General features: G+C 63.4%; 27 protein-coding genes. 6 read left to right on the top strand and 21 right to left on the bottom strand.

The window, feature by feature from the left end; translation table 11 throughout:
• Positions 1–193, bottom strand: a 193-nt coding sequence (locus ACGVKB_RS07070) for a hypothetical protein (protein ID WP_392350564.1), incomplete at its 3' end; no start/stop codon positions are given.
• 69 nt (positions 194–262) lie between these two features.
• Here ACGVKB_RS07070 and ACGVKB_RS07065 point away from each other — a divergent pair.
• Both ACGVKB_RS07065 and ACGVKB_RS07060 read left to right on the top strand, forming a co-directional pair.
• The gene (locus ACGVKB_RS07065) at positions 263–1,117 is read left to right on the top strand and encodes a YhjD/YihY/BrkB family envelope integrity protein (protein ID WP_392350563.1); all 855 of its coding nucleotides are present in this window, start codon (positions 263–265) and stop codon (positions 1,115–1,117) included.
• 60 nt (positions 1,118–1,177) lie between these two features.
• The gene (locus ACGVKB_RS07060; RefSeq protein WP_392350562.1) at positions 1,178–1,531 is read left to right on the top strand and encodes a hypothetical protein; all 354 of its coding nucleotides are present in this window, start codon (positions 1,178–1,180) and stop codon (positions 1,529–1,531) included.
• Here the strand turns inward: ACGVKB_RS07060 and ACGVKB_RS07055 are convergent.
• From ACGVKB_RS07055 to ACGVKB_RS07015, 9 genes are all read right to left on the bottom strand, one after another.
• A complete protein-coding gene (locus ACGVKB_RS07055) occupies positions 1,507–1,878 on the bottom strand; it encodes a DUF2834 domain-containing protein (RefSeq protein WP_392350561.1) in 372 nt (123 codons plus the stop codon). The genes ACGVKB_RS07060 and ACGVKB_RS07055 overlap by 25 nt on opposite strands.
• The gene (xseB, locus tag ACGVKB_RS07050) at positions 1,871–2,128 is read right to left on the bottom strand and encodes an exodeoxyribonuclease VII small subunit (RefSeq protein WP_392350560.1); all 258 of its coding nucleotides are present in this window, start codon (positions 2,126–2,128) and stop codon (positions 1,871–1,873) included. Before xseB ends, ACGVKB_RS07055 begins: the two co-directional genes overlap by 8 nt.
• Positions 2,128–3,282, bottom strand: coding sequence for an exodeoxyribonuclease VII large subunit (gene xseA, locus ACGVKB_RS07045; protein ID WP_392350559.1), 1,155 nt, complete (start codon positions 3,280–3,282; stop codon positions 2,128–2,130). Before xseA ends, xseB begins: the two co-directional genes overlap by 1 nt.
• Positions 3,272–3,466: a hypothetical protein gene (locus tag ACGVKB_RS07040; RefSeq protein WP_392350558.1), complete on the bottom strand. Its 195-nt coding sequence runs from the start codon at positions 3,464–3,466 to the stop codon at positions 3,272–3,274. Before ACGVKB_RS07040 ends, xseA begins: the two co-directional genes overlap by 11 nt.
• A 92-nt stretch (positions 3,467–3,558) precedes the next feature.
• Positions 3,559–3,699 carry a chlorophyll a/b-binding protein gene (locus ACGVKB_RS07035; RefSeq protein WP_392350557.1) on the bottom strand — a complete coding sequence of 47 codons (141 nt, stop codon included), beginning with the start codon at positions 3,697–3,699 and terminating at the stop codon, positions 3,559–3,561.
• A gap of 92 nt (positions 3,700–3,791) precedes the next feature.
• Positions 3,792–6,308, bottom strand: coding sequence for an ATP-dependent helicase HrpB (gene hrpB / locus ACGVKB_RS07030; protein ID WP_392350556.1), 2,517 nt, complete (start codon positions 6,306–6,308; stop codon positions 3,792–3,794).
• A gap of 12 nt (positions 6,309–6,320) precedes the next feature.
• On the bottom strand, positions 6,321–6,452 hold the full coding sequence (locus ACGVKB_RS07025; RefSeq protein ID WP_392350555.1) for a hypothetical protein: 132 nt from the start codon (positions 6,450–6,452) through the stop codon (positions 6,321–6,323).
• Between the two features lie 83 nt (positions 6,453–6,535).
• Positions 6,536–6,919 carry a hypothetical protein gene (locus ACGVKB_RS07020; RefSeq protein ID WP_392350554.1) on the bottom strand — a complete coding sequence of 128 codons (384 nt, stop codon included), beginning with the start codon at positions 6,917–6,919 and terminating at the stop codon, positions 6,536–6,538.
• A gap of 59 nt (positions 6,920–6,978) precedes the next feature.
• Positions 6,979–7,242 carry a DUF2973 domain-containing protein gene (locus ACGVKB_RS07015; RefSeq protein WP_392350553.1) on the bottom strand — a complete coding sequence of 88 codons (264 nt, stop codon included), beginning with the start codon at positions 7,240–7,242 and terminating at the stop codon, positions 6,979–6,981.
• A 139-nt stretch (positions 7,243–7,381) separates the two neighbouring features.
• Between ACGVKB_RS07015 and ACGVKB_RS07010 the strand changes: the two genes are divergently transcribed.
• The gene (locus ACGVKB_RS07010; protein WP_392350552.1) at positions 7,382–8,515 is read left to right on the top strand and encodes a trypsin-like peptidase domain-containing protein; all 1,134 of its coding nucleotides are present in this window, start codon (positions 7,382–7,384) and stop codon (positions 8,513–8,515) included.
• Positions 8,516–8,527: 12 nt separating this feature from the next.
• Here the strand turns inward: ACGVKB_RS07010 and ACGVKB_RS07005 are convergent, their stop codons facing one another.
• The 4 genes from ACGVKB_RS07005 to ACGVKB_RS06990 all read right to left on the bottom strand — a co-directional run bounded on the left by ACGVKB_RS07005 (position 8,528) and on the right by ACGVKB_RS06990 (position 11,356).
• Positions 8,528–8,695, bottom strand: a complete 168-nt coding sequence (locus ACGVKB_RS07005; protein WP_392350551.1) for a hypothetical protein — start codon at positions 8,693–8,695, stop codon at positions 8,528–8,530.
• Between the two features lie 121 nt (positions 8,696–8,816).
• Positions 8,817–10,541, bottom strand: coding sequence for an ABC-F family ATP-binding cassette domain-containing protein (locus ACGVKB_RS07000; RefSeq protein WP_392350550.1), 1,725 nt, complete (start codon positions 10,539–10,541; stop codon positions 8,817–8,819).
• A gap of 220 nt (positions 10,542–10,761) precedes the next feature.
• Positions 10,762–10,992, bottom strand: coding sequence for a hypothetical protein (locus ACGVKB_RS06995; RefSeq protein ID WP_392350549.1), 231 nt, complete (start codon positions 10,990–10,992; stop codon positions 10,762–10,764).
• Between the two features lie 46 nt (positions 10,993–11,038).
• Complete coding sequence (locus ACGVKB_RS06990; RefSeq protein WP_392350548.1) at positions 11,039–11,356, bottom strand: hypothetical protein; 318 nt, start codon at positions 11,354–11,356, stop codon at positions 11,039–11,041.
• 103 nt (positions 11,357–11,459) lie between these two features.
• Here ACGVKB_RS06990 and ACGVKB_RS06985 point away from each other — a divergent pair, with 103 nt between their 5' ends.
• The gene (locus ACGVKB_RS06985) at positions 11,460–11,747 is read left to right on the top strand and encodes a hypothetical protein (protein ID WP_392350547.1); all 288 of its coding nucleotides are present in this window, start codon (positions 11,460–11,462) and stop codon (positions 11,745–11,747) included.
• On the opposite strand, the gene ACGVKB_RS06980 is transcribed toward ACGVKB_RS06985, so the two are convergent.
• Genes ACGVKB_RS06980 through ACGVKB_RS06955 form a run of 6 tightly spaced genes read right to left on the bottom strand, consistent with a single transcriptional unit; the run spans position 11,732 to position 19,722 of the window.
• A complete protein-coding gene (locus ACGVKB_RS06980; protein WP_392350546.1) occupies positions 11,732–12,898 on the bottom strand; it encodes an anhydro-N-acetylmuramic acid kinase in 1,167 nt (388 codons plus the stop codon). The genes ACGVKB_RS06985 and ACGVKB_RS06980 overlap by 16 nt on opposite strands.
• 4 nt (positions 12,899–12,902) lie before the next feature.
• Positions 12,903–13,607 carry a potassium channel family protein gene (locus tag ACGVKB_RS06975; RefSeq protein WP_392350545.1) on the bottom strand — a complete coding sequence of 235 codons (705 nt, stop codon included), beginning with the start codon at positions 13,605–13,607 and terminating at the stop codon, positions 12,903–12,905.
• 24 nt (positions 13,608–13,631) lie between these two features.
• Complete coding sequence (locus tag ACGVKB_RS06970) at positions 13,632–15,050, bottom strand: TrkH family potassium uptake protein (RefSeq protein ID WP_392350544.1); 1,419 nt, start codon at positions 15,048–15,050, stop codon at positions 13,632–13,634.
• Between the two features lie 40 nt (positions 15,051–15,090).
• Positions 15,091–16,908, bottom strand: coding sequence for an SLC13 family permease (locus tag ACGVKB_RS06965; RefSeq protein WP_392350543.1), 1,818 nt, complete (start codon positions 16,906–16,908; stop codon positions 15,091–15,093).
• A 16-nt stretch (positions 16,909–16,924) separates the two neighbouring features.
• Complete coding sequence (hflX, locus tag ACGVKB_RS06960; RefSeq protein ID WP_392350542.1) at positions 16,925–18,580, bottom strand: GTPase HflX; 1,656 nt, start codon at positions 18,578–18,580, stop codon at positions 16,925–16,927.
• A complete protein-coding gene (locus ACGVKB_RS06955; RefSeq protein ID WP_392350541.1) occupies positions 18,577–19,722 on the bottom strand; it encodes an NAD(P)/FAD-dependent oxidoreductase in 1,146 nt (381 codons plus the stop codon). The genes hflX and ACGVKB_RS06955 overlap by 4 nt, the downstream gene beginning before the upstream one ends.
• A gap of 67 nt (positions 19,723–19,789) precedes the next feature.
• Here ACGVKB_RS06955 and ACGVKB_RS06950 point away from each other — a divergent pair, with 67 nt between their 5' ends.
• Both ACGVKB_RS06950 and ACGVKB_RS06945 read left to right on the top strand, forming a co-directional pair.
• On the top strand, positions 19,790–20,590 hold the full coding sequence (locus ACGVKB_RS06950) for a phosphoadenylyl-sulfate reductase (protein WP_392350540.1): 801 nt from the start codon (positions 19,790–19,792) through the stop codon (positions 20,588–20,590).
• Between the two features lie 5 nt (positions 20,591–20,595).
• A complete protein-coding gene (locus ACGVKB_RS06945; RefSeq protein ID WP_392350539.1) occupies positions 20,596–21,273 on the top strand; it encodes a type III pantothenate kinase in 678 nt (225 codons plus the stop codon).
• Between the two features lie 9 nt (positions 21,274–21,282).
• Here the strand turns inward: ACGVKB_RS06945 and ACGVKB_RS06940 are convergent.
• The coding region (locus tag ACGVKB_RS06940) for a peroxiredoxin (protein ID WP_392350538.1) at positions 21,283–21,613 on the bottom strand (331 nt) is incomplete at its 5' end.

The following is a 21,613-nucleotide window of genomic DNA, read 5'->3' as shown; positions in this document are numbered from 1 at the left end:
GCCCCCTGAGAAAATAGCTCGGTGCCAGGTAAAACATTTTCAAATCATCAACGGAACAGCTGCCGTCTGAAGACAGCACTGCTCCATTGAACGAAGAAACCACCTCTGCGAAGAGGTGGTTTTTTTGTGCCCTCTTGCCATCCCTAATCGCGGTAGGCTGTTCTTTGTCAGTTGTTTGAGTTTGGGGCGGCAACGCAGCCGATTTAAAACTGTTCTTGTAAGTCTTTGGAAGGCCTGCCAGCGTTGGGCCTCCACTGATTGTGTGGATCTCAGTGCGGCATTCGCTTATCACACACTTCAGTCGATCTTCCCGTTGCTGTTGATCGCCCTCGCCGTTGCGGCGCGTATCTATGGCACCAGCCAAGGAATTGATGATGTCTTGGCCGGGGTTTCACCCTTGCTCCCGCCGTCCGTCGTAGAACTGGTCGGCACCACTTTGGAAGGTCTGGTCGCCCAGGGGTTTGGGGCCGGCATCTTGGGTGTTGTTGTGTTGTTGTTGACGGCGAGTAATGCTTACCTCGCCTTGCAGCGGGGGTCTGATCGTCTTTGGCAGGATCTCATTCCCCCACCTGTTGCACCACCACCACTCTCAATTCAGGCCTGGCGTTTTCTGCAGAATCGTCTTCAAGCCTTTGTCAGTGTTTTGTTTGTATCGTCACTGATCATTCTTGGACAGCTGCTTTCAAGCTTGGGTCGCTTGCCGGAGGATTTACTGCTCTCGGCGCGTGAAATCGCACCGCGTTTAGTGGACTTTCTGTTGCGAACACCGATCTTCAGCATCAGTCGATTCCTGGGCCCGGTGTTGTGGCTCACCCTCTTGGCCTTCCTGTTGCAAAGGGTTCTTGCCAATCGACGTGTTCCTTGGTTGGCCTTGGTGCCTGGGTCGGTTCTGATCGGACTCGCCCTGACCTTTCTCAATGAAGTCTTGAGTCTGAGTATTATTTCGTTGGGTAGTCGATACCAGGCCTACGGGGTGATTGGTGGTGTTTTACTTCTGTCGTTGTGGGTGTGGTTGATCGGAGTGATTGTTTATTTCGGGCAATGCTGGAGTGTCGAATTAGCGTCTTCCCGGTTGGCGCCCCACAGCGTTGGAGATCCGAACCGTTCCTTCGCTTGATCTCCGCCGTGAACCGGAGATGATTGTTCGGTTCAGGTTTCATCAGAGGTGTTCTCCACCATGAATCGACCGTCTCCTCTGCTCTGGCTTGGCCTTTTGCTGCTGGTGCTGCTGCCGACGGCCGCCGGTCGGGTGTTGCTCGATCTGATCGGTGGGTTGATGTTGGCGGTGGTCGCCATTCCTTTGGTCCTGACTGGCCTGGGCTGGATTGGCTGGAAAGTGCTGCAATCCCGAACCCGCACCTGTGCGGCCTGTGGCGCGGTGTCGATGGCGGCGAGTCCGCAGTGCACCGTCTGTGGAACCCCCTTTGCTGAGAGCTCGGCGAATGCTCAGGCCGCCGCGCGCAATCCAGGTGTCCCGGCCAGCGAATGCACCATTGATGTCACGGCTCAGGACGTGGATGGTGAGTCCTGATCCTTTTGCTCCTCCATCGCGAGCAAATGGCGCTCGCGCAGGAACAGAAAGAATGGAGCTCCGCAGGCAAACGCCACGCTGAAGCTCAGCACAATGCCCAGCCACCAGAAGCGGATCTTCAACCGTGGCCCCTCAACGCTCATCCATAGGCTCACGGCAGTGGCACCGATCAGTAAGTCTCGACTCAGTGACTGTGAGGCTGGATTACTGGAGGCATCGCTGATGAAGCGTTGCAGTTCGAAGCCGGCGCTGCTGCTTTCCGCGATGAAGGCAAGATTGGCCTGCCAGGTGAGTCCAGCCCCCACCAGGGCGAGCAGCAGATAGATCCAGGGCAGTGCCTTACGCATCGGATTCCGGTTGAAGACTGTCGGGATCGAGTTGAACCACCGTCTGTTCGGCAGCGGCCAGCAAGGATTCGCAGTGTTCCAGATAGACCTGGCCTTGTAAGTAATGGCGTTGCAGATCGCGCATTGGAACGGCATCGCGCTGCAATTCGCTCAACAGCAGATCCAGGGCCTGCAGCGACTCCTCATAGCTGAGAGCGGCAGCGGCCTTTTTCCATGCCTGGATTTGTTTGTTCAGGGTGGGCTCGGCCATCAGGGCTTGGATTGATCAGTGGTGGTGTCGACCAGGGCTTCGACGGCCCCATCGGCGAACTGCAGGGTCAGCCTGTCACCCTGCTGGAGATCGCGACTGCTGTCCACGCTTTGTCCCGAGGCGTCCTGCACCATGACGAGGCCCCGCTTGAGCCAGCGCTCTGGCGATAGGGCATCGAGGAGGACCCGCTTTTGGTGCAGGCTGCTGCGGATGCGTTGCAATGCCAGGGCTGGATGGTGCAGTTCAAGCTGCTCCGCACGCTCTCGCATCCGTTGCTGTTCTCGGCTGATCCACCAGCGCTGGTGATCCAGTAAGCGTTGCCGGCGTTGCTGGAGATCTCGCAGTTGATCATGGCGATCGGGAAGAAGCGCCACCATCGCGGCCGTTGGTGTTGCTGCACGGTGGTCCGCGACGAGATCGGCAACCGTCAGATCATCGTCATGGCCGATCCCGGTGACGACGGGAACCGGAAAGGTCGCCAGGTCACGGCAGAGGTCTTCATCATCGAAGACAGCGAGGTCTTCACGGCTGCCCCCGCCGCGGGCCAGCACAAGGGCATCCACACCCAAACGTTCGACCTCGGCCGCCAGATGATCCAGCACCGTTCGAATGCGATCGGCGACCGCCCCCTGCACCGGGATCGGGACCACGAGCAATCGGGTGGCGGGCCAGCGCTCTTGGGAGGTCCGCAAAATATCGGCTAATGCCGAACTGGGGGCACTGGTCAGGATGGCCAGCGTGCCAGGCGATCGCGGTAAGGCACGCCGGCGGCTGGGGTCGATCACCCCCTCCTCGAGCAGCCGAGCCTTGGTCTGCTCAAACAGGCGCAGCACCGTGGTCAAGCTCGGCCGAATGTCCAGCGCCTGTACGGTGAGAGAAGCCCGTGCAGCCCAGAAATTGAGCTTGCCGACCACCGTGACGCCGTCCCCGTCCTTGGGTTCAAAGCTCAGTTGTTTCAGCCGCGAGGCCCAGACCACCGCGGAGATGCTGGCGTCCCCATCGGTCAAGGTCATCCAGAGATGACCCTTCTTCACTTGGGGGCGGGAAACGCTGGCATCCAGCAAAAAACGGGGTGCGAATCCCCGTTCCAGAAGACTTCCGATGGCTCCATTCAGTTCGCTGACTGAATAGGTCGGGATCGGATCAGCGTTCAACACGAAGGCGGCGATAGGCGAGTCCCCAGTAGATGCAGATCGCACCGCTGATCAGAGCCAACCACCAGCCGCCTGCATGCTGAAGCTGTGTGGTGGAGATGGTGAAGGCCACAACGGCACTGCTGAGCAACCTGGAGCCATCTCGACGGTTGCGGACGTAGAGCGGTGCCAAGGGAGCCTTCATCGCGGGAGTCCACTGTGAACCATCGGCAGTTGAGATGGGGTGTGGCACAAAAAAAACCCGCCCGAAGGCGGGGCTTTTTATCGTGAAGCTGATCAGCCGAGGCCGATCTGGCTGAGGATGCCCTGGCCGGTCAGCAGTTCAGTGCCGAGGCCGATGACGAAGCCCATCATGGCCAGGCGGCCATTCCAGGTCTCAGCGAAGTTGACGAAACCGAAGCGGGTGTTGTCGGACATGGGTTGTGCGCGGATTGCGTTGGAGACAATGTAACAAAGCTTGGAGAAATGTTGCTTCTTTTGTCGGACTTGTCAGAACGCGCTGATCGTGCTTAGGAAGCGGTCCCCTTCAGCCAGCGTTTGGTCTTGGCGGTTGCCACAGCGTCCGCTGGGTTCTCAGGCCAGGGATGCTTGGGGTACCGACCACGCATTTCCCGGCGCACATCGCTGTAACTCCCCCGCCAGAAGCCGCTCAGGTCCGAGGTTCTCTGCAGGGATCGCCCCGCCGGTGAGAGCAGCTCCAGGGTGACGGGAAGTTGGCCGTTGAGCACGGTCGGCCCGGAGCGACAGCCGAACATCTCCTGGAGCTTCACCGCCAGAACCACTGCGTCGTCGCTGTACTGCAAGGTTGCCTGTCGCCCACTGGGGATCGTGAGGCGTCGGGGCAGCAGGCGATCCAGCTCCTGGCGCTGACTCCAGGGCAGGTCGGTCCAGAGCGCTTCGTCCAGCGTTGCGCTCTCGAGATCCCTCCAGCTCTGGCAGCTCTCCAAGCTCGGCCCGAGCCAGTGATCGAGGCTCTGCAGCAGCGCGGGGACACTGCGCTCCGGCCAGGGATCCCCCAGGCGGCGGTGCAGCAGCTCCAGTCGGCAGCGCAGTTGCTCGCTCGGCTCGGTCCACGGCAGTGCTCGCAGCGATCCGTCCTGCTCCAGCTGTTGGATCAGGAGGGCGCGGCAGCGGGCGCCGGACGGTGCCGGTTGCGCCTCATCACGCAGCACCAGCTCGCCCAGGCACAACTGCCGTCGGGCCTGAATGCGTTCCTGGTCCGGATCCCAGCGCAGGCTGTCCCGCCACTGGCCGTCCGCGGTTGTCAACCGGGCGAGGCTGGCCTCGGAGAGCGGCAGGGCCAGCTGAATGCGGCAGTCCCGTTGGCCCATGTCCAGGCGCGCCACCGCCAGAGCGGGCGTTCCCCACAGCGGGTCGCCCGCCTGGAGCACCGCTCCTCGCCCCTGGCGCAGCTGATAGCGGCCGGGTTGTCCCTCACGTTGCAGGGCTAACCAGTCGGGGAAGGCCCGGAGCAGCAGCTCAGCCGCCGATGCCGGCGTGGAGGGTGTTGCGTCTGTGGATGGCTGAAGTGCCTTGAGCTGTTGACGTAACTGCCGGCTCAGCTGTCGCTGCTGTCGACAGTGGTTGTCGCGCCGTAAGGCATCCAGGCGATGGTGCAGGTCGGCACCGGCCATCCGGCCGGCGAGTGGGTCCCGGTCACTCAACAGTGCTGCGAGATCACAGCCCAGCGCCGGGCAGCCCTGGTGTTGTGCCTCGAGCATGAGCAGCCCCAGCCGCGGGTGAACGCTCAACCGGCTGAGCTGCTTGCCCAGACCCGTTAGTCCACCGCTGCTGGTGACCACCTGCATGGCTTGCAGCTGTTGCTGGCCCTCCGCCAAGGCCGCCGCTGACGGCGGATCCAGCCAGGGAAGTTGCTCGCCCCGTCCGGCGCCCCATTGGGCGAGCTCCATCACCAGGGGGAGTGGGTCAGCGAGTTGCAAGTCCGGTGGGCTGAAGGCCGGGCGCCGTTGTTGTTCAGCGGGGGACCACAGCCGGATGCAGCTGCCGGGGCCTTGGCGTCCAGCGCGGCCCCGGCGTTGATCAGCGCTGGCCAAGCTGGAGGGGACTGTTTCCAGCCCTTCCATTCCCGTGTTGGGGTCGTAGCGGAGCTGCCGGCTGAGGCCGCTGTCGATGACCAGGGCCACGCCATCCACCGTGACCGAGCTCTCGGCAATCGCGCTCGCCAGGATCACGCTGCCGGCTTGATCCCCGCGGCAGCGTTGCAACGCCTTGGATTGGTCGGCCAGAGCCATCTGGCCATGCAGCGGTTGGATCGACCAGTCGGCGAGTGAGCTGCTCTCGCCCAGCACGTCCTGACAACGGCGGATTTCGGCGAGGCCGGGCAGAAAGACCAGAACCCCGCTGCCCTTCGGCAGGTGGAGGGCGTGGTCTTCGATGGCTCTCAGCACCTGCCGCGGCAGCGATTCATCGTTCCGGGGCGGTTGGTGGCTGGTGTCGACCGGGAACGCCCGACCATCGCTTTCCAGGACAGCAGCCTGCGGCAGCCGTGCCCGGAGATCCGAGAGGTCCAGCGTGGCGGACATCAGCATCACCGCCAGCTCAGGATTGAGCAGCGGGCGCGCTTCCTCCATCAAGGCGAAGGCGAGGTCCGCATCGCGACGGCGTTCATGGAACTCGTCAAACAGGACGCAAGCAACGCCTTGGAGAGAGGGGTCGGCCTGGAGCCGTCGCAGGAAGAGCCCGTCGGTGATCACCTCCACCTGGGTGTTGGCTGAACGTCGGGATTCACCACGAACGGAGTAGCCAATCCGGTCGCCGACCGTCTCATCGAGGGATGCGGCCAGCCGGGATGCCGCAGCTCGGGCGGCCAGCCGCCGCGGCTCCAGCATCCAGATCTTTCCGGATGCTCCTGGAGCCGGAGGGACGCCCTCGACCGCTCCGATCAGAGCGAGGGGGACGCGGGTGGTTTTCCCGGCCCCGGGTGGAGCCTGCAAAAGTGTTGTGCTGCCTGGCGTCAGCGCTGCGCGGATCTCCGGCAGCAGGACGTCAATGGGGAGGGCACTCAAGCGGAGGCCGACTCAATGAACCAGGTTGAGCAAGCCGACCAGCATCAAACTGCTGATCGCTCCAATGGCGGCCAGCAGTCGAACCAGAGGCCCGAGGGAAACGACAAGGTTGGCCATAAAGAAAACCTTAAAGGCCGGAACCATTTTGTTTTAACCCAGTGGTCTTCGGCGTGCTGTTGTTGTTTGCACGCTTTTACACATTGAGATCCTGTGTGATCTTTTGGGGGTCAGCGCACGTGGCGCGTGCCATCCACGGGGTGGTATTCCTCACCGGTGAGCTCTTCGAAAACGATGGCCGGCAGGCCGGTTTCGAACATCGTTTGCAGCGCTTCCTTGAGGTAGGGATTCCAGCCGCCTGTGCTCACCTGGCCATGGCGAACGGTCCAGTCCCAGGTGCCCTGCAGATCCCGGGGGATGCGCCCTTCCCGATCGCGGCGGGCGACCAGGTCCAGGGATTCCACCAATCCCACTTGGATCGGATCTTTCCCGTAGGAGGGGGTCAGGCTGAGTTCCAGGCGGACGGGATCCTCTTTCACCATGCGCAGACGAAAGCGAGGAGGGAGCTTCACCGCCTTGATGACTGCTGCGACGATTCGTGTTCTCTGATCCACTCGATCCAGCCCTCTACGGTTCCGAAACGGTGTCGGTTGGCGACACCTGATTCTCCAATTTATTCAGCGCCGTCCCCCCGGGATGGATCCATGCCTCCGGAGTCGTCGCTGAATCGCACCGTCAGCAGGTCTTCCTCGGTGATACGCCCCTCGCTGTCCAGCAGTTCTGGGTGCACGGTCACCCGCCCGGTTCGATCGTTGGATGCTGCCGTTTCCACCGGTCCGCTGGCGGCACGAAATCCTTTGCCCATCACGCGAAAGGCCTGCCACAGCAGGGCGACAAAAATCGCGCCGTAGACGAGAGGAAACAAGGAACTGAGCATGGAGGGCCGAGCTCGACCGTCGTTCCATTGTCGCGTCCCGTCGGGGGCAGTTGGATTTGGTCATGGCTTGCCCCTCCGTCGCCAGCATCCAAAAGTGCTTGGGCTGTCTACGGTTTGATCCGTCCTCAGCCGTTGCGCTGTGTCGCTGAACGTCATCTTCCGTCGTCTGGGTTGGACCGGTTCCTTGGCGGTTTTGGCTGGAGTGGCCTCACTTCCAGCCTTGATCCCTCAGCCGGTGCTCGCCCAGGGGGCTCCCGCTGCAGCACTGTCGCGTCAATCCTTTGTGACCACCGCCGTGGCCCGCACCGGTCCCGCCGTGGTCACGCTTGAGACCTCCCGAACGGTGCAGAGCTCCGGTTTGCCGTCGGGGTTGTTGATGGATCCCCTGTTTCGCCACTTTTTTGGCAATGCAAGGGGGGCGGCCCCACGTCAAAGGGTGCAGCGTGGCCAGGGCAGCGGGGTGCTGTTCTCCTCGGATGGGCTGGTTCTGACCAATGCCCACGTGGTTGAGGGCGCGGATCAACTCAGCGTTGGTCTCTCCGATGGTCGACGGGTGCAAGGACGCGTGATCGGAAAGGATGCCCTCACTGATTTGGCGGTGGTGCGGCTCAGCGATCCAGGCCCATGGCCAACGGCCGATCTCGGCGATTCGGACCGTTTGCAGGTGGGGGATTGGGCGATTGCCGTGGGCAATCCGTATGGATTGGAGCGCACGGTCACCCTGGGGATCATCAGCAATCTCAACCGCAATGTTTCCCAGCTGGGGATTTCAGGGAAACGTCTTGATCTGATTCAGACCGATGCCGCCATCAACCCTGGCAATTCCGGTGGACCCTTGCTTAATGCCGATGGCGAGGTGGTGGGGATCAACACCCTGGTGCGGTCCGGCCCCGGGGCCGGCCTGGGATTCGCGATTCCGATCAACCGCGCCCGATCGATTGCCGCGCAGCTTGTCAGCCGTGGCCGCGCCAGTCATCCGATGGTGGGCATCAGCCTGTCGCCTGTGCCTGCTGCTGCACCCGGTTCAGCGCCCCGTTCCGGCGCCGTGGTTCGTTCGGTGCAGCGTTTGGGGCCAGCGCAGCGGGCCGGAGTTCGTGTTGATGACGTCATCCTCGCCATCAACGGTGCGGCGATGCAGTCGCCCGCTGCTGTGGTCAGTGCCGTGGAACGGCACGGCGTCGGAGAGCCCTTGCAGATGACTGTCCGACGCGGGGAGCGTCAGTTGACCCTGTCCGTCACGCCTGTGGATGTGACGGCGCTGGTCCAGTCCTGAGCTCCGCGGGGATCACTCGTCTGAATCCTTGAGCTGCTCCACGCAGCGGGTGATGCATTCACCGTCATCCAGGGAGCAGGTGGTGATGCACTCGAAATAGGTTTCCACCGCGTCCCATGTTTGTTCTTGCTGCTCGCTGGTGTGCCCGTTAGGGCCACTGGAACTGAAATGGGAGGTCATGTGCGGGGGATCTCTGGATCGGTTTTGTCAGCTTATGCACACGTTTTCGATGGGTAAAGGGAATTGAGTTTTCCTGCCTAAGCGGATGTGAAGTTTCTCGTTTGATGGGGCAAAGTCCAAATCAGGCGGCCTTTTTGCGTCGTGCATCCCGCGCCTTCTGTTTCTCTCGGTTGGCCTTGCGTTTCGCGTCCTTGGCCGCAGCCAAATCGCGTTCTGAAGCGGCAGCCCTTTCCTCGTCCTTTTTTTCGAGGTAATAGGCGTAATCCCCTCGATAGAGCACCAATTCGCCGTCGCGGAGTTCCACGATCCGATTGGCGACGCGGGAGATGAAATAGCGATCGTGGGAGACCAGCAGCGCGGCTCCCTCGTACTCGCGCAGAGCATCTTCCAGCATCTGCTTGGCGGGGATGTCCAGGTGATTGGTGGGCTCATCCAGCACCAACAGGTTGCATGGGGTCAGCAGCATCAAGGCCAGGGCCAGCCGTGCCTTTTCACCGCCGCTGAGTTTGCCCACCTCCTTGAACACCGTGTCGTTGCTGAAGCAGAAGCTTCCGAGCAGCGACCGCACTTGGGTTTGGGTCCAGTCCGGGACCGCCTCGTACATCGTGTCGATCACGGTCTTGCTCAGGTCCAGGGCTTCGGCTTGGTTCTGCTCGAAGTACCCGGCCAGAACGTTGTGGTCGCCGAGGCGTGCCGTGCCTTCATCGGGTTGCTCGCTGCCCATGACGAGGCGCAGCAAGGTGGATTTGCCGGCTCCATTGGGGCCTACGAAGGCGATCCGGTCGCCGCGCTCCACCTCTAATTCGGCGCCAAGAAACAGAATCTTGTCGCCGTAGCTGTGGGTGAGGTTCTCAAACAGCGCCACCTGGGCGCCCGATCGCGGGGCCGGAGGGAAGCGGAAGCTGGGGCCGGAGACGGTTTCGATCGGTGCTTCGACGCGTTCGACCTTGTCCAGCTGTTTCTCACGGCTCTTGGCCTGGGTGCTGCGGGTGGCACTGGCCCGGAACCGGTCGATGTAGGCCTGCTGCGTCGCGATGTCTTTCTGCTGACGTTCAAAGGCGGCCTGGGTGGCTTCCCGTTCCATCGCCTTCTGTTCGAGATGGGCGGTGTAATTGCCCAGGTAGCTGCGGGAGATCCCCCGTTCTGTGGAGACGATCTGGTTGCAGACGCGATCGAGAAAGGTGCGGTCGTGACTGATCACCACCAGGGCTGCGGTCTGCTCCAGCAGATAGCCCTCCAGCCACTGGATCGTTTCCACATCCAGATGGTTGGTCGGTTCGTCGAGCAGGAGGAGATCGGGGTCCTGCAGCAGGATCTTGCCGAGGGCAATGCGCATCTGCCAGCCGCCGGAATAGTCGCTGACCTTGCGTTCGGCCCCGTCCGGGGTAAAGCCGATGGTGGGCAGCAGTTTGTCGATGCGGGCGTCCAGTTCGTAGCCGTGTAGGGCCTCGAAGCGGCTCTGCAGGCGTCCGAGGTCCTGGATCAACCTGTCGAGATGGTCGGGATCGGCCGCGGCTTGCTCCGAACCCATGGCCTCCTCCACCGCGCGCTGTTCGTTCAGGACGGCGGCAGCTTCGCCGAAGGCCTGGAACAACTCCTCCCGCACGCTGCGTTGGGGGTCGACGTCGAATTCCTGTTGCAGATAGGCAATCCGTGGATCGCCCTGGCGGACCACCTGGCCACTGGTGGGCTCTTCCTGGCCGGCAATCAGCCGCAACTGGGTGGACTTGCCGGCACCGTTGACGCCCACCAGGCCAATGCGATCGCCTGGTTTCACCTCCCAGGTGACATCGCGCAGGACCTCACCGGTTGGATAGATCTTGCTGACGCGCTCGAGTCGCAGCACCGGTGCAGGGCAGGAAGCCCCATCATCCCTGTCGACTGTTCCCTTGGGGAAGGAGCCCTGCAGACTGAGGTTCCGTGATGCGATCCCGTCGATGCTGAAACTCGAGCAGCTGGCAGCGTTGGTGGTCGCGGCGGGACTGGCGTTGGTGAGTTATTGGCTGTTTTTTAGCTGGGCAGGAGGCGGTGGCTATGAGCGACGCGAGCAACAAGAAGCCGCGCGATCAAAGTCCACCCCGGGCCTTGATCAACCATTGGTTGGTCTCGCTGTCATCGAGACTGCTCAGGTGAGCTTTGACATCCTCAGCGGTGACCGGAAGTCCGAGGCTGTCGCCGATGGCGCAGATGCTCTGCATGGCGCCTGATGGGTCTTGTAAGGCCTGGCGAAACAGCGCCTGAGTCTGTTCCGAGTTGCTGCTGATCCGGGTGTACAGCTCGGCGGCGTTGCTGGCCATCTCTTGCATGCTGTTGGAGTCAAGCTATGTCAGCTGGCCGAATGCGTCAGGCCGCTTGATCGAATGTGTCATCGCGCTGCCCGAGGGCTGACGCTTGGTCCATGCTCCGGGCGTCGAGGCAGAGCACTTTGCGCAGCTGGGCGTAATTCGCGGCCTGGGACTGGCGTCCGTCTTGAACGGCGCCGAATTCAGCCCGTTGCAGCACGTGGTGAAGGTGCGTCAGCAGATAGGTGCTGATCACAGCCGAGACCAGAACGTCGCTGTTGTCGGGCGACCGCTTGGGACTGCGGCGTTGCACCGAGGACCGGCGGGGCGGATTGCGCCGGGAATCGGCACCTTTGGCCTGGGAAGCGGACTGACTCATGGGGCGCTCCGAGGAGGACCGATGCCCCCACCATAGTCATGGATACTATCCTTGACCATCTCTGTACACTTTTAAGTAGCTGTTCCCATCGCGGAGTCGGGTCGTGCCCACCCGTCAAACTTCATCCAGTGGGAAGCCGAAGTCACCGCGGATTCAGGTGGTGCTCCCCGAAGACCTTTGTGCTCGGCTGTCGGCGCTTGCGGAGCAGGAATCCCGCACGGTCAGCAACATGGCCCGCGTGCTGATTCAACAGGGCGTTGAACGCCATGAGGACTGCGATCGCAGGCCGATGCCTCGGGCGGAAGAGCGCTACCGCCCCAACTTTGAACGGGAGCAGCCCCGCCGTCTGCGCGGCGCCCCCCGTCGGCTCAAGCTCTATCGCCCGGGCTGAGCCGCCACACCTCTACTGGGCTGGGCCATCACGCCGAGGACGGCAGGCCGGCTGGCGCCGGTGATGGCCGGTGCATTGCCCGGATGCCGGCGCTGGTGCCACCAGGCCAGCAGTGCAAACACCAACGCCTCCCTGGCTTCGGCGGGAATGTCCAGTGCATCGCTGTTGCGCAGCGCCACACCATGGCAGCGACGGCGCAGGCCCTGCATCAGGGTGAGGTTGTGCTGCCCACCGCCAGCCACGATCAGTTCCAGGGGCCGAATCCCTGCGCGTTGCTGGAGGCGATCGAGGTCCTGGGCCACCAACGCTGCGGTGAACCCCGTCAGGGTGGCGATCACATCCGGTTGAGACCGTGCTCCCATGGCCGCCAGTCGGCGGTTGAGATCTGCGCGGCCGAACAGTTCCCGCCCGGTGGATTTTGGCGGATCCCGGAGCAAATAACTCTCCTGCAGCCACTGTTCAATCAGCGCTTCATCGCAGACTCCGGCCGCGGCCAAGGCTCCGTCGCGATCCACGCAGCATTCACCGTTGCTGAATGCAGCCATGGCCAGATCAATCAGGCTGTTGGCGGGGCCGCAGTCCCACCCCTGCACGGCGGCGTGGCGGTCGGGGCCGACCGCTGGGGGGATCAGGGTGATGTTGGCGATCCCGCCGAGATTGAGCAGGGCCCGCCAGCCGCCAATCCCCCCAAGCAGGGCGGCATCGGCGGCGGGGACCAGCGGTGCACCCTGGCCACCTAAGGCCAGATCAGCGGCGCGAAAGTCGTGGACCACCGGGCGCCGCAACCGTTCGGCCAGCAGCGGTCCATGCAGCATTTGCCAACTGGCGCCGCGTCGCTCTCCTTCGGGGGGGCGATGCCAGACCGTTTGGCCGTGACAGCCCACGAGGGCGGCGCTTCCCTCCGGGTCACAGCCGATCGCGGCGGTGGCCTGGGCTTCGGTGATGGCGTCCCCAAGCTGGAGCCAGTCCGCCGCCGCCATGGCATGGCCCTGGCCTGCTGCGATCACCCGTTCGCGGAGGTCGGCGGGGTAGGGATGGTGGTGGTGGTGGATCAACCGCCAACGCGGCCGTGGGCAGGGGCCATCGAAGTCAACCAGCACCGCATCGACGCCGTCGGCGCTGGTGCCGCTCATCAATCCGAGACAGCGCATCCAATCAGACTTTGGGGAGTCGCTGGAGGTCGTCGATCAGGCCCATCACCACCAGCAGATGCCCCTCCTCGAGGACGTGCGACGCGGGGGGGTTCACGGTCAGGGTCTTGGAGGGCCCGGCGGCCAACACATTCACCCGAAAGTTCTTGCGCAGATTCAAATCCCGCAGGGAACGGCCCACGAACATCTCCGGCACCTTGATCTCATCGATGCAGTGCTGATCATCGAGGGCCAGCCGTTCCATCAAGTTGGGTCGCACCAGCTCCAGACCCAGGCGCTCCCCCTGCATTCGAGAGGGAAAGATCACCTTGTCGGCACCGACCCGCTTCAGCATCTTTTCGTGCAGGTCGCTGGTGGCGCGGGCAATCACCTGCTGCACCCGTGTGCCTTCACTGTCCTTGGCGATCAAGGTCGCGGTGATGCTGGCTTCGATCGGCTCACTCATCGCCACCACCACGGTTCCCATATCCAGGACGCCGGCTTCCCGGAGCGATTCCTCATCCGTGCAATCCACCACCCGTGCTTCGACGGTGGGCTCCACCTGGCGTAATTCATCAATGGCCTTGGCTTCCCGGTCCACAGCCAGAACGTCAGCGCCGTTCTGAAGAAGCTCCCGGCAGACGGCGATGCCAAAGCGCCCCACCCCGATGATCGCGAAGCCGAGTCGTTCGCTGCCCCGTTGTGGGCCCCACTGCCACCAGTCACTCATCGGGCGACTCCTCGCTGGCTGCGCTCATACATAGAGGTCTTCGCGCGGGTAACCGACCTGATTCTGACGGTGAATGTGCCGTTGGTTCCAGATCATCATTTCCCAGATCGCACTGAGGAGCAGCCAGACACCGAGACGGCCAACGAACATGCCCACCAGCAGAACGAGCTGGCCGAATCGCCCCAGTTCCGCCGTGACGCCAAGGTCAAGCCCGACGGTGGCGAAGGCGGAGATGCAGGTGAACAGCATCTCCAGAAAGGTGAAGTCGTCCTTGCCGTTCAGGTTGCTGGCCATGCTCAGCAGCAGGGCCATCGCCAGCACGAAGAGCAGCGAGGCAACGGTGATCCCCAGCGCCCGTAACACCACCTTGTCGGAGATTTCCCGGTTCCGGATCACGATGCAATCTCGGCCGCGCAGGGTGGAACGGGTGGCGGCCATCAGCGCGGCAACCGTGGTTGTTTTGATGCCGCCGCCGGTCCCCCCAGGACTGGCACCGATGAACATCAGCGTCATCAGCAGCAGGGTGCCGGATTCGGTGATGTTGGTGACCGACAACGGAACGGTGGTGAAGCCTGCAGTGCGGGCCGTCACGGATTCGAACAGCGCCGTCATCAGCCGCCGGGGCCAACTCATATCGAGGAAGAGCACGCCGTGGTTGAGCCATTCGGTGATCGCCAGGCCGACGGCGCCGAAACAGATCAGCAGGGCACTGGTGCGCAGCACCAGCCGGGTGTGCAGGCTCAGCCGTCGTCGTCTGCGCTGGGGCCAACGGAAGCCTTGGCTGGCGAGGTCACTGGTGACCCTCCAGCCAAGGCCCCCCATGACGATCAGCACCATCACCACGCCATTCACCGTCAGGTTGGCCTGGTAGCGCTCGAGGCTGTCGGACCAGAGCCCGAAGCCGGCGTTGTTGTAAGCGGAAATGCTGTGAAAGACGGCGGCCCAAAGCCGTTCCCCTGGATCGCTGATATCCGTGAAGCCGAAGCTGTAGAGGATGCCGGCCCCAACCAGAATCACCACCGCAGCGGTTAGGGCGATGCCACGGAAGGTGGATCCCACACCACCCACACCGAATTCATCGAGGGTCTGGCCACGGTCCAGCCGCCGGCGCAGGCCGGTGCCACGCACCACAAAACCCTGGAGAAAGGTGGTGATGGCCATCAGGCCCAGACCGCCCGCCAGGATCATTCCCGCGAGCACCACCTGGCCGAAACCGGTCAGGTCCTCACCGATGTCGATGATCGACAGCCCGGTCACCGTGATGGCCGAGGTGGCCGTGAACAGGGCCTCCCAGAGTCCGACGCTGTCGCGGGAACACAGGGGAGTCGCCAGCAGCAGGGTTCCGATCAGGATGACCAGAAGACCTGTCACGACCGTGAATTGAGGAACGGTCAAGCGGCGATGCCAGCTTTGATGACCTTCCAGTGCCTGACGGATCGGCAAGAACCTGTGGGTGTGGAGTGGCGAATTCGACCAGTGTTGATCAGGACTGGCCGTAACGCCAGAGAATCAATGCTGGAACCAGGAGCGTCATCATCAGCGTCAGGCCGGCGCCGTAACGGGTGACATCGAGAAAACGGTATCGACCGGGGCCGAACACCATCAGGTTGGTCTGGTAGCCGACGGGGGTCAGGAAGGACTGACTGGCCCCGAACAGCACGGTGATTAAGAGGGCCATCGGTTCCAATCCGAGGCTTGGGGCCAGCTGGGCGGCCACCGGGGCCAGCAGGGCCACCGAGGCGGCATTGCTGATCACCTGGGTCAGCAGGGTTGTGCCGATGAAGACCACCACCAGTGAGCCATAGGCCGGCCAGCCGACCAACCAGTGCTGCAGTGCGCTGGCCAGGCCATCGGCCAGGCCGGTCCGTTGAAGAGCCACACTGAAACTGGTCAGAGATCCCAGCAACAGGATCACGTCAAGTCGGATCGACCGCTGCAGTTCCCCGAGGCGCAGGCATCCCGTCGCCACCACGGCCACCGTGGCCAGCAACACCGAGGCCACAAGCGGCATGGTGGTGACGGTGGGCAGCACCAGCATGGTGATGGCGATGCCGACCGCCACGGGCTTGCGTCGCACGGTGGGCAGGTCATCCTCCAGGCGGTCGAGGACCAGCAGATCATTGCTGGATTGCAGGCCGCGGATGGAATCGAGCGGTGCCTGCAGCAGCAGCACATCTCCTTCCCGTAGAACCACTTGCCCCAGGCGTTCTTGAACGGTGTCCTGGCCGCGGCGCAGCGCGAGCACGGTGGCGTTGTGGCGTTGGCGGAAGCGCAGTTCCCGCAAGCTCGCCCCGGCCAGGGTCGACCCGGCGGGGAGCAGCACTTCCACGGTCTTTTGGCCACTCACCGTGCTCTGGTCGGGCGTGATCGGATGGCTGCTGTCTTGCGTGGTGAGCTGAATGGTGTGGTCCTGCTGGAGGCGGAGCAGGTCCTGACGGGTGACGCGCAGCAGCAGCCGATCACCCGCCTGGAGCCGTCGATCGGCCAGGGGCGGGAACAGCCGTTCACGGCCGCGCTGGATTTCGAGCACGTCGACGTCGAATCGGCGCTGCAGTCGGCTGTGCAGAAGTGAGCGGCCCACGAGTTCCGAATCATTGGGAATCGTGACTTCGGTGCAATAGCTGCTGCGCTCCAGGTTGAGGGCGCTCTCGCCGCTGTCGTCCCGGCGATCCGGGAGCAGGGCCGCGGGGGCCAAGATCAGATACAGCGCCCCGGCCAGCCAGATCGGAATGCTGATCAGGGTGAAGGTGAACAGCTCGAACGGTGCGTTGTAGAGCTGCTGGCTGATGTCGCTCACCAGCAGGTTCACCGAGCTGCCCAGCAGCGTGAGTGTTCCCCCGAGCACCGTTGAAAACGACAGCGGCAGCAGCACGCGGGAGGGGGAGATGCCCCGGCGATGGCACCAGGTTTCGACCACGGGGAGCAGAGAGGCCACCACTGGGGTGTTGGGCACGACCCCAGACACGGGAGCGATCACGAACGCCATCAGGGCGATCAAGCGCCTTGGTGTGCGGATGCGTTCCGAGGCAATCAGACCCCGCAGGCGATCGAGGGCTCCGCTTTTGAACAGAGCGGCCGACACCGGGAAGAGCCCGAGCAGGGTGATGAGGGCTGGGCTGCCAAAACCGATCAGGGCTTCATCGGGGCGGAGTACGCCGGTGGCCATCAGCAGGCCGACGCTCAGCAGACCGGTGAGTTCCGGTGCGATCACACCGCTGATGAACAGAACAACCGCCAGCACAAGCACCCCAAGGGTGACCTGGGCCATCGGGTCCTGAATCGCGCTGATCAACTCGACCATTCAGGCGGGTGCGCGGTCACACGAGCGCTTGATTCTGCCCGTTCTGCCAGATCTGGCCATCCAGCCAGTCGCGGAGTCCCCGCAAACCATCGCCTCGGACGGCCGAAAGGAAGAGGGTATCGGGCTCCTGCTGGCGGATCGTTTCCACGGCTTCGAGGGGGCAGCGGTCGATCTGATTGGCCACCACCCGACGCAGGGCTGTGCTGTCGAGTGAATCCAACAGGGCGTGCACGGTCGCCAGATGGGCTGACCAGTCCGGATCCCCGAGATCAACAACCAATAAAAGGATGTCCGCCGCCAGGGTTTCTTCCAGGGTGGCTCTGAAGGCTTCCACCAACGGATCCGGCAAGGCACGGATGAATCCGACCGTATCGGTGATCAACAGGGTGTTGGGTGCTGCGCCTTCACGGGGAAATTCCAGACGGCGTGTGGTCGGATCCAAGGTGGCGAACAACTTGTCTTCCGCCACGACCCGATCGCTGGGACGCCGCCCGCAGAGCGCATTCATCAGGCTGGATTTGCCGGCATTGGTGTAGCCGACCAAGGCGACGCGGGCCAGGTTTTCACGACGATCGCGGAGGCGTTGACGGTGCTCCCGCAATTGCTTGAGGTCCTGCATCAGACGATCGATGCGACGGGCAATGGCGCGGCGATCCTTCTCCAGTTGGGTTTCGCCGGGGCCCCGGGTGCCGATGCCGCCACCCTGTCGCGACAGGCTGCGACCGCGGCCGAGCAACCGTGGCAGGCGGTAACGCAGCTGCGCGAGCTCCACCTGCAGACGTCCGGCGGCGCTGCCGGCCCGCTGCGCGAAAATATCCAGAATCAGTTCGCTGCGGTCCATGACCGGGCAATCCAGCAGCCGTTCGAGGTTGCGGGCCTGCACGGGGGTGAGTTCGCGATCGGTGATCACCAGCGAGGCATGGTTGCGGCGGGCTTCGACCGCCGCTTCTTCGAGCTTTCCTGTCCCCCAGAGGGTTTGGGGATTCTTCAGGCCAGGTCGCTGGCGGACCACCGCCACGGGGCGGGCCCCGGCGCTGCGCACAAGACCTTCCAGTTCCGCGAGCTCCCGATCCCCCTGTGGGTTGGCCTCTTCGCTGAGCGTGAGCAGCAGCACCCGTTCTTCACCGGATGGCTCCACCGGTGGAGCCGGTTGTGCCGAGCTCAGGCCCTCGATCTCGAGCTCGCAGAGGTCGCGGAGATCGGCTTCGGCGGCACAGTGCCAGCCAATGGCTTGGCTTCGATCCGGAAGCAGCAAGACGGATGGACGCTGGCCGTCGGCGGAGCGGCTCTGGGAGAGGCGCAACCAGCTCGTGGGATTGAGGTCGAGCGCAACAACCGCCGCGTGGGGGTCGGGCTGAAGCCGTTGCCGACCGATTGGGCAGCTGATCAGGCGCCAGCCACCGGCCTGACGGCGGGGGGCCTGGGGCAAGTGCTCGAGTAATCCCGCGGAACTGGTGAGTGGGCCGATCCAGAGCAGGCGGCAAATCCCCCGGCCGTCCAGAACCAGGTGGAGGTTGTCCTTGAGGTCGAGGCTCAGGTCCGCCAGGCGTTCCAAGGTGAGGAGGTCGGCCCCACAGCGTTCCGGATGGCGCCGGTGACTGAGACGTTCAAGCTGGCGGAGTTGTCCCGGTCGAAGCCCGCGGGTGCGTCCGCCGAGGTGTGCTTGTTTCAACGTCCCAGCAGCCAGGCTCCGGCAGACCGGAGGCCCAGGGAGGCCCCCGGCAGGCGGGTGAGATAGGTGGCGCGGCGGATCTGGAACGCGATCGGTCCCGCCAGGGTCATGCCCAGACCCGTCAAGGACGCGTCGCCAACGCCAAGGCTCAGCATTTCGCCGCGATCCATAAATTCAAACGGCTGCAACGGACTGCCGCGGCGTTGGGCCGCGAGGGCTTCCGCTACCGCTGCGCCCTGTTGCATGGCCACCTGAGCGGTGGCCGGCCAATTGGCATCGGGGCAGCCACTGATGTCGCCGATCGCGAAGACGGCCTCTTGGCCCTCCATGCGCAGGGTGGCCTCGATGTTGAGACGGCCTCGATGGTGGGCAGGGGCGGGGAGGATCGGAATGGAAACCGCTTGGCTTCCAGCGGTCCAGATCAGTCCTTGATGGCGAATGGCCGTGCCCGGTTTCAGCAGCACCCGTTCCGCTTCAACGGCGGTCACGGCCGTGTTGAGATGCACCGTGATGTTGCGTCGCTCGAGGGCGACGCTCGCCTGCTCCCGGTTGAAGGCTGTGCTGTTGGGAAGAATGCTGCTGCCCATTTCGATCAGATGCAGGGCCGCAGCACCGTCCAGCAGGTCGGCGAGTTTGCAGGCCAGTTCCACTCCGGTCGCGCCGGCGCCGACGATCACCAGAGCCGAGTCCAAGCTGCGTTTCTTCAGCGTGGCGATCCGTTGGCGGAGCCGCTGAACGTCGTCGTCGTCGCGGAAGCTGAGGCTGTGCTCACGGACCCCGGGGGTGCCGTAGTCATTCGGCTGTGACCCTGCGGTGATGAGCAGCTGCCGCCAGGTCAGTGAACGCCCCGAGGCCAGGGTGAGGGATCGCTGGCGGGTGTCGATGCTGACGACGCTGTCGCGCAACCAGCTGACGCCCAGCGATGCGGTGAGCTGATTGAGATCCGGTGTGACTTCCCACGGTTGAAGTTCACCGCTGAGAAGTTCATAGAGCAGGGGTTGGAAGATGAAGCGCTGCCTTGGTTCGATCAGCACCACAGGGATCTCCGGATGGCGATGCCTCAGGGTCTGGATGGCACTCATGCCACCAAAACCGCCACCGATGACGACCGTGGCCTCGGTCGACGCTGGGGCACTCGTCATCCAACTTGTTTCCATTTCTGAAACCTTAGGAACGTTGTTGGGGATGGCGACAGGGGAAGATGGGGGAATGACAGGGACGCCAGGTGGAATGGTTGGCACGGCCGTAACGACTGGTTCAGTGCCGGAGAACACGCTGTCAGCTGACGAGCTTCGGGGGGCTCGGACTGATTTGGATGGGCTGTCACCCCAGCAGCGCCTGGCCTGGGCTGTGGAGCGTTTTGGTGATCGCTTTGCCCTGACCACCAGCTTCGGGATTCAGTCCTCAGTGCTGCTGCACATGCTGTCCGAGCTCCCCGACGGGACGTCCGTGCCTGTGATCTGGGTGGATACGGGTTATCTGCCCCCTGAGACGTATCAATACGCCGAAACGCTTCAGCAGCGGCTGAACATCCATCTGGTGGTGGCCCAGAGCTCCATGTCGCCCGCGCGGATGGAGGCCTTGCATGGCCGCCTTTGGGAAACCGGGGAGGTCAGGGATCTTGAGGTGTACCTCCAGATCCGCAAGGTTGAGCCCCTGGAACGGATGCTCGCCGAGCTTGAGGTGGAGTGCTGGGCCAGTGGTGTGCGTCGCGGCCAGACCGAGCATCGCCGGAGCATGACTTGGCTGGATCCGATTCGGGACCGTTGGTCCCTGCGTCCATTGCTCACCTGGACTCCGCGCGACGTCTTCTATTACATGCAGGAGCACGATCTGCCCCAGCATCCCCTGTTCGAGCAGGGGTATTCCACCGTTGGCGACTGGCATTCGAGCGGCCCTGATGGTGCTGAACTCAGCGGCCGCAGCACCCGGTTCGGTGGTCTGAAGCAGGAGTGTGGGATCCATGTGCCCCAGGCATCCGGCGAAGGGATGCTGGGTGAGGGCATCTGAGGGTGATGGCGTTCACTCGGGCGTTGCTGATCGGCAACACCCGCTGGCATTGGGCTGAACGGGACGGAGACGTGTGGCAGATGGATCACACGGCGCCTCAACCCGAGCGACTCGCGGGCTCCCCTCTGCTGTGGGCTGCGGTCGGGGCTGTGCCTCCGCAGCTGATCGGTGCTCCCCATCGACGTCTCACCCTGGCGGATGTGGCCTTGGCGGACGCCCCTCCATGGCTGGGGATCGATCGGGCGCTCGCCGCTGTGGCGGCCTGGCGGCTGAGCACAACGATGGGATGCATCTGCGATCGAGGCGTTCTCGTCGCGGATGCAGGCACGGTGTTGAGCCTCACCCTTGTGAACGGCTCCGGCCAATTCGTTGGTGGGCAGTTGGTGCCGGGACTGCAGCTGCAGCTCACCGCGATGGGCCAAGGCACCGTGGCTCTGCCCACGGTCCATGGGGCTGAGGCATCTTGTCTCGACCGCTTTCCGTCGGAGACAGCCGCGGCAATGCAACAGGGCGTCGCGGCTGCTCTGGTGGGAGTCGTCCGCCAGGCTTTTGAGGAGACCGGTGCGCTGCTGTGGATCAGCGGTGGTGATGCCCCGGTGTTGGCCCAGGGGCTCCAGCACCAGGCCATTCCCTTTCGGCACGACCCCGATCTGGTGCTCAAGGGTCTGGTTTCCAGACCCTGAGACGTTGACTCAATCCAGCCCGAGATCCTTCAGCAGATCGTCGGCCATGGTGGCCGATTTCACCTTGGTGTAAATGCGTTCGATCGTTCCGTCGGCGGCGATCACGAAGGTGTGACGCATCATTCCCATGTATTCGCGCCCCATGAATTTCTTCAGCCCGTAGCTGTCGTAACTGGCGGCGACAGGACAGGGTTCCTCATCCGTCAGCAGCGTGAAGGGAAGCTCCTGCTTGTCGATGAAGCGGGTATGGGAGGCCGCGTTGTCCTTGCTGATGCCGAACACCAGGATGTTGTTGTCCGTGAAGCGATCCCAGCGGTCTCGGAAATTGCAAGCCTCTTTG

The organism is Parasynechococcus sp. (genome assembly GCF_042954325.1).
In the GTDB taxonomy this organism is placed as follows: Bacteria; Cyanobacteriota; Cyanobacteriia; order PCC-6307; family Cyanobiaceae; genus Parasynechococcus.
This window is presented reverse-complemented; position numbering and strand designations above follow the sequence as displayed.

Excerpts from the sequence above, each read along its gene's own strand:
- ACGVKB_RS07060 (WP_392350562.1), top strand. The coding sequence starts at position 1,178 with ATGAATCGACCGTCTCCTCTGCTCTGGCTTGGCCTTTTGCTGCTGGTG.
- ACGVKB_RS07055 (WP_392350561.1), bottom strand. The coding sequence starts at position 1,878 with ATGCGTAAGGCACTGCCCTGGATCTATCTGCTGCTCGCCCTGGTGGGG.
- xseB (WP_392350560.1), bottom strand. The coding sequence starts at position 2,128 with ATGGCCGAGCCCACCCTGAACAAACAAATCCAGGCATGGAAAAAGGCC.
- ACGVKB_RS07040 (WP_392350558.1), bottom strand. The coding sequence starts at position 3,466 with ATGAAGGCTCCCTTGGCACCGCTCTACGTCCGCAACCGTCGAGATGGC.
- ACGVKB_RS07035 (WP_392350557.1), bottom strand. The coding sequence starts at position 3,699 with ATGTCCGACAACACCCGCTTCGGTTTCGTCAACTTCGCTGAGACCTGG.
- ACGVKB_RS07025 (WP_392350555.1), bottom strand. The coding sequence starts at position 6,452 with ATGGTTCCGGCCTTTAAGGTTTTCTTTATGGCCAACCTTGTCGTTTCC.
- ACGVKB_RS07015 (WP_392350553.1), bottom strand. The coding sequence starts at position 7,242 with ATGCTCAGTTCCTTGTTTCCTCTCGTCTACGGCGCGATTTTTGTCGCC.
- ACGVKB_RS07005 (WP_392350551.1), bottom strand. The coding sequence starts at position 8,695 with ATGACCTCCCATTTCAGTTCCAGTGGCCCTAACGGGCACACCAGCGAG.
- ACGVKB_RS06995 (WP_392350549.1), bottom strand. The coding sequence starts at position 10,992 with ATGGCCAGCAACGCCGCCGAGCTGTACACCCGGATCAGCAGCAACTCG.
- ACGVKB_RS06990 (WP_392350548.1), bottom strand. The coding sequence starts at position 11,356 with ATGAGTCAGTCCGCTTCCCAGGCCAAAGGTGCCGATTCCCGGCGCAAT.
- ACGVKB_RS06980 (WP_392350546.1), bottom strand. The coding sequence starts at position 12,898 with ATGCGCTGTCTCGGATTGATGAGCGGCACCAGCGCCGACGGCGTCGAT.
- ACGVKB_RS06975 (WP_392350545.1), bottom strand. The coding sequence starts at position 13,607 with ATGAGTGACTGGTGGCAGTGGGGCCCACAACGGGGCAGCGAACGACTC.
- ACGVKB_RS06965 (WP_392350543.1), bottom strand. The coding sequence starts at position 16,908 with ATGGTCGAGTTGATCAGCGCGATTCAGGACCCGATGGCCCAGGTCACC.
- ACGVKB_RS06955 (WP_392350541.1), bottom strand. The coding sequence starts at position 19,722 with ATGACGAGTGCCCCAGCGTCGACCGAGGCCACGGTCGTCATCGGTGGC.
- ACGVKB_RS06950 (WP_392350540.1), top strand. The coding sequence starts at position 19,790 with ATGACAGGGACGCCAGGTGGAATGGTTGGCACGGCCGTAACGACTGGT.
- ACGVKB_RS06945 (WP_392350539.1), top strand. The coding sequence starts at position 20,596 with ATGGCGTTCACTCGGGCGTTGCTGATCGGCAACACCCGCTGGCATTGG.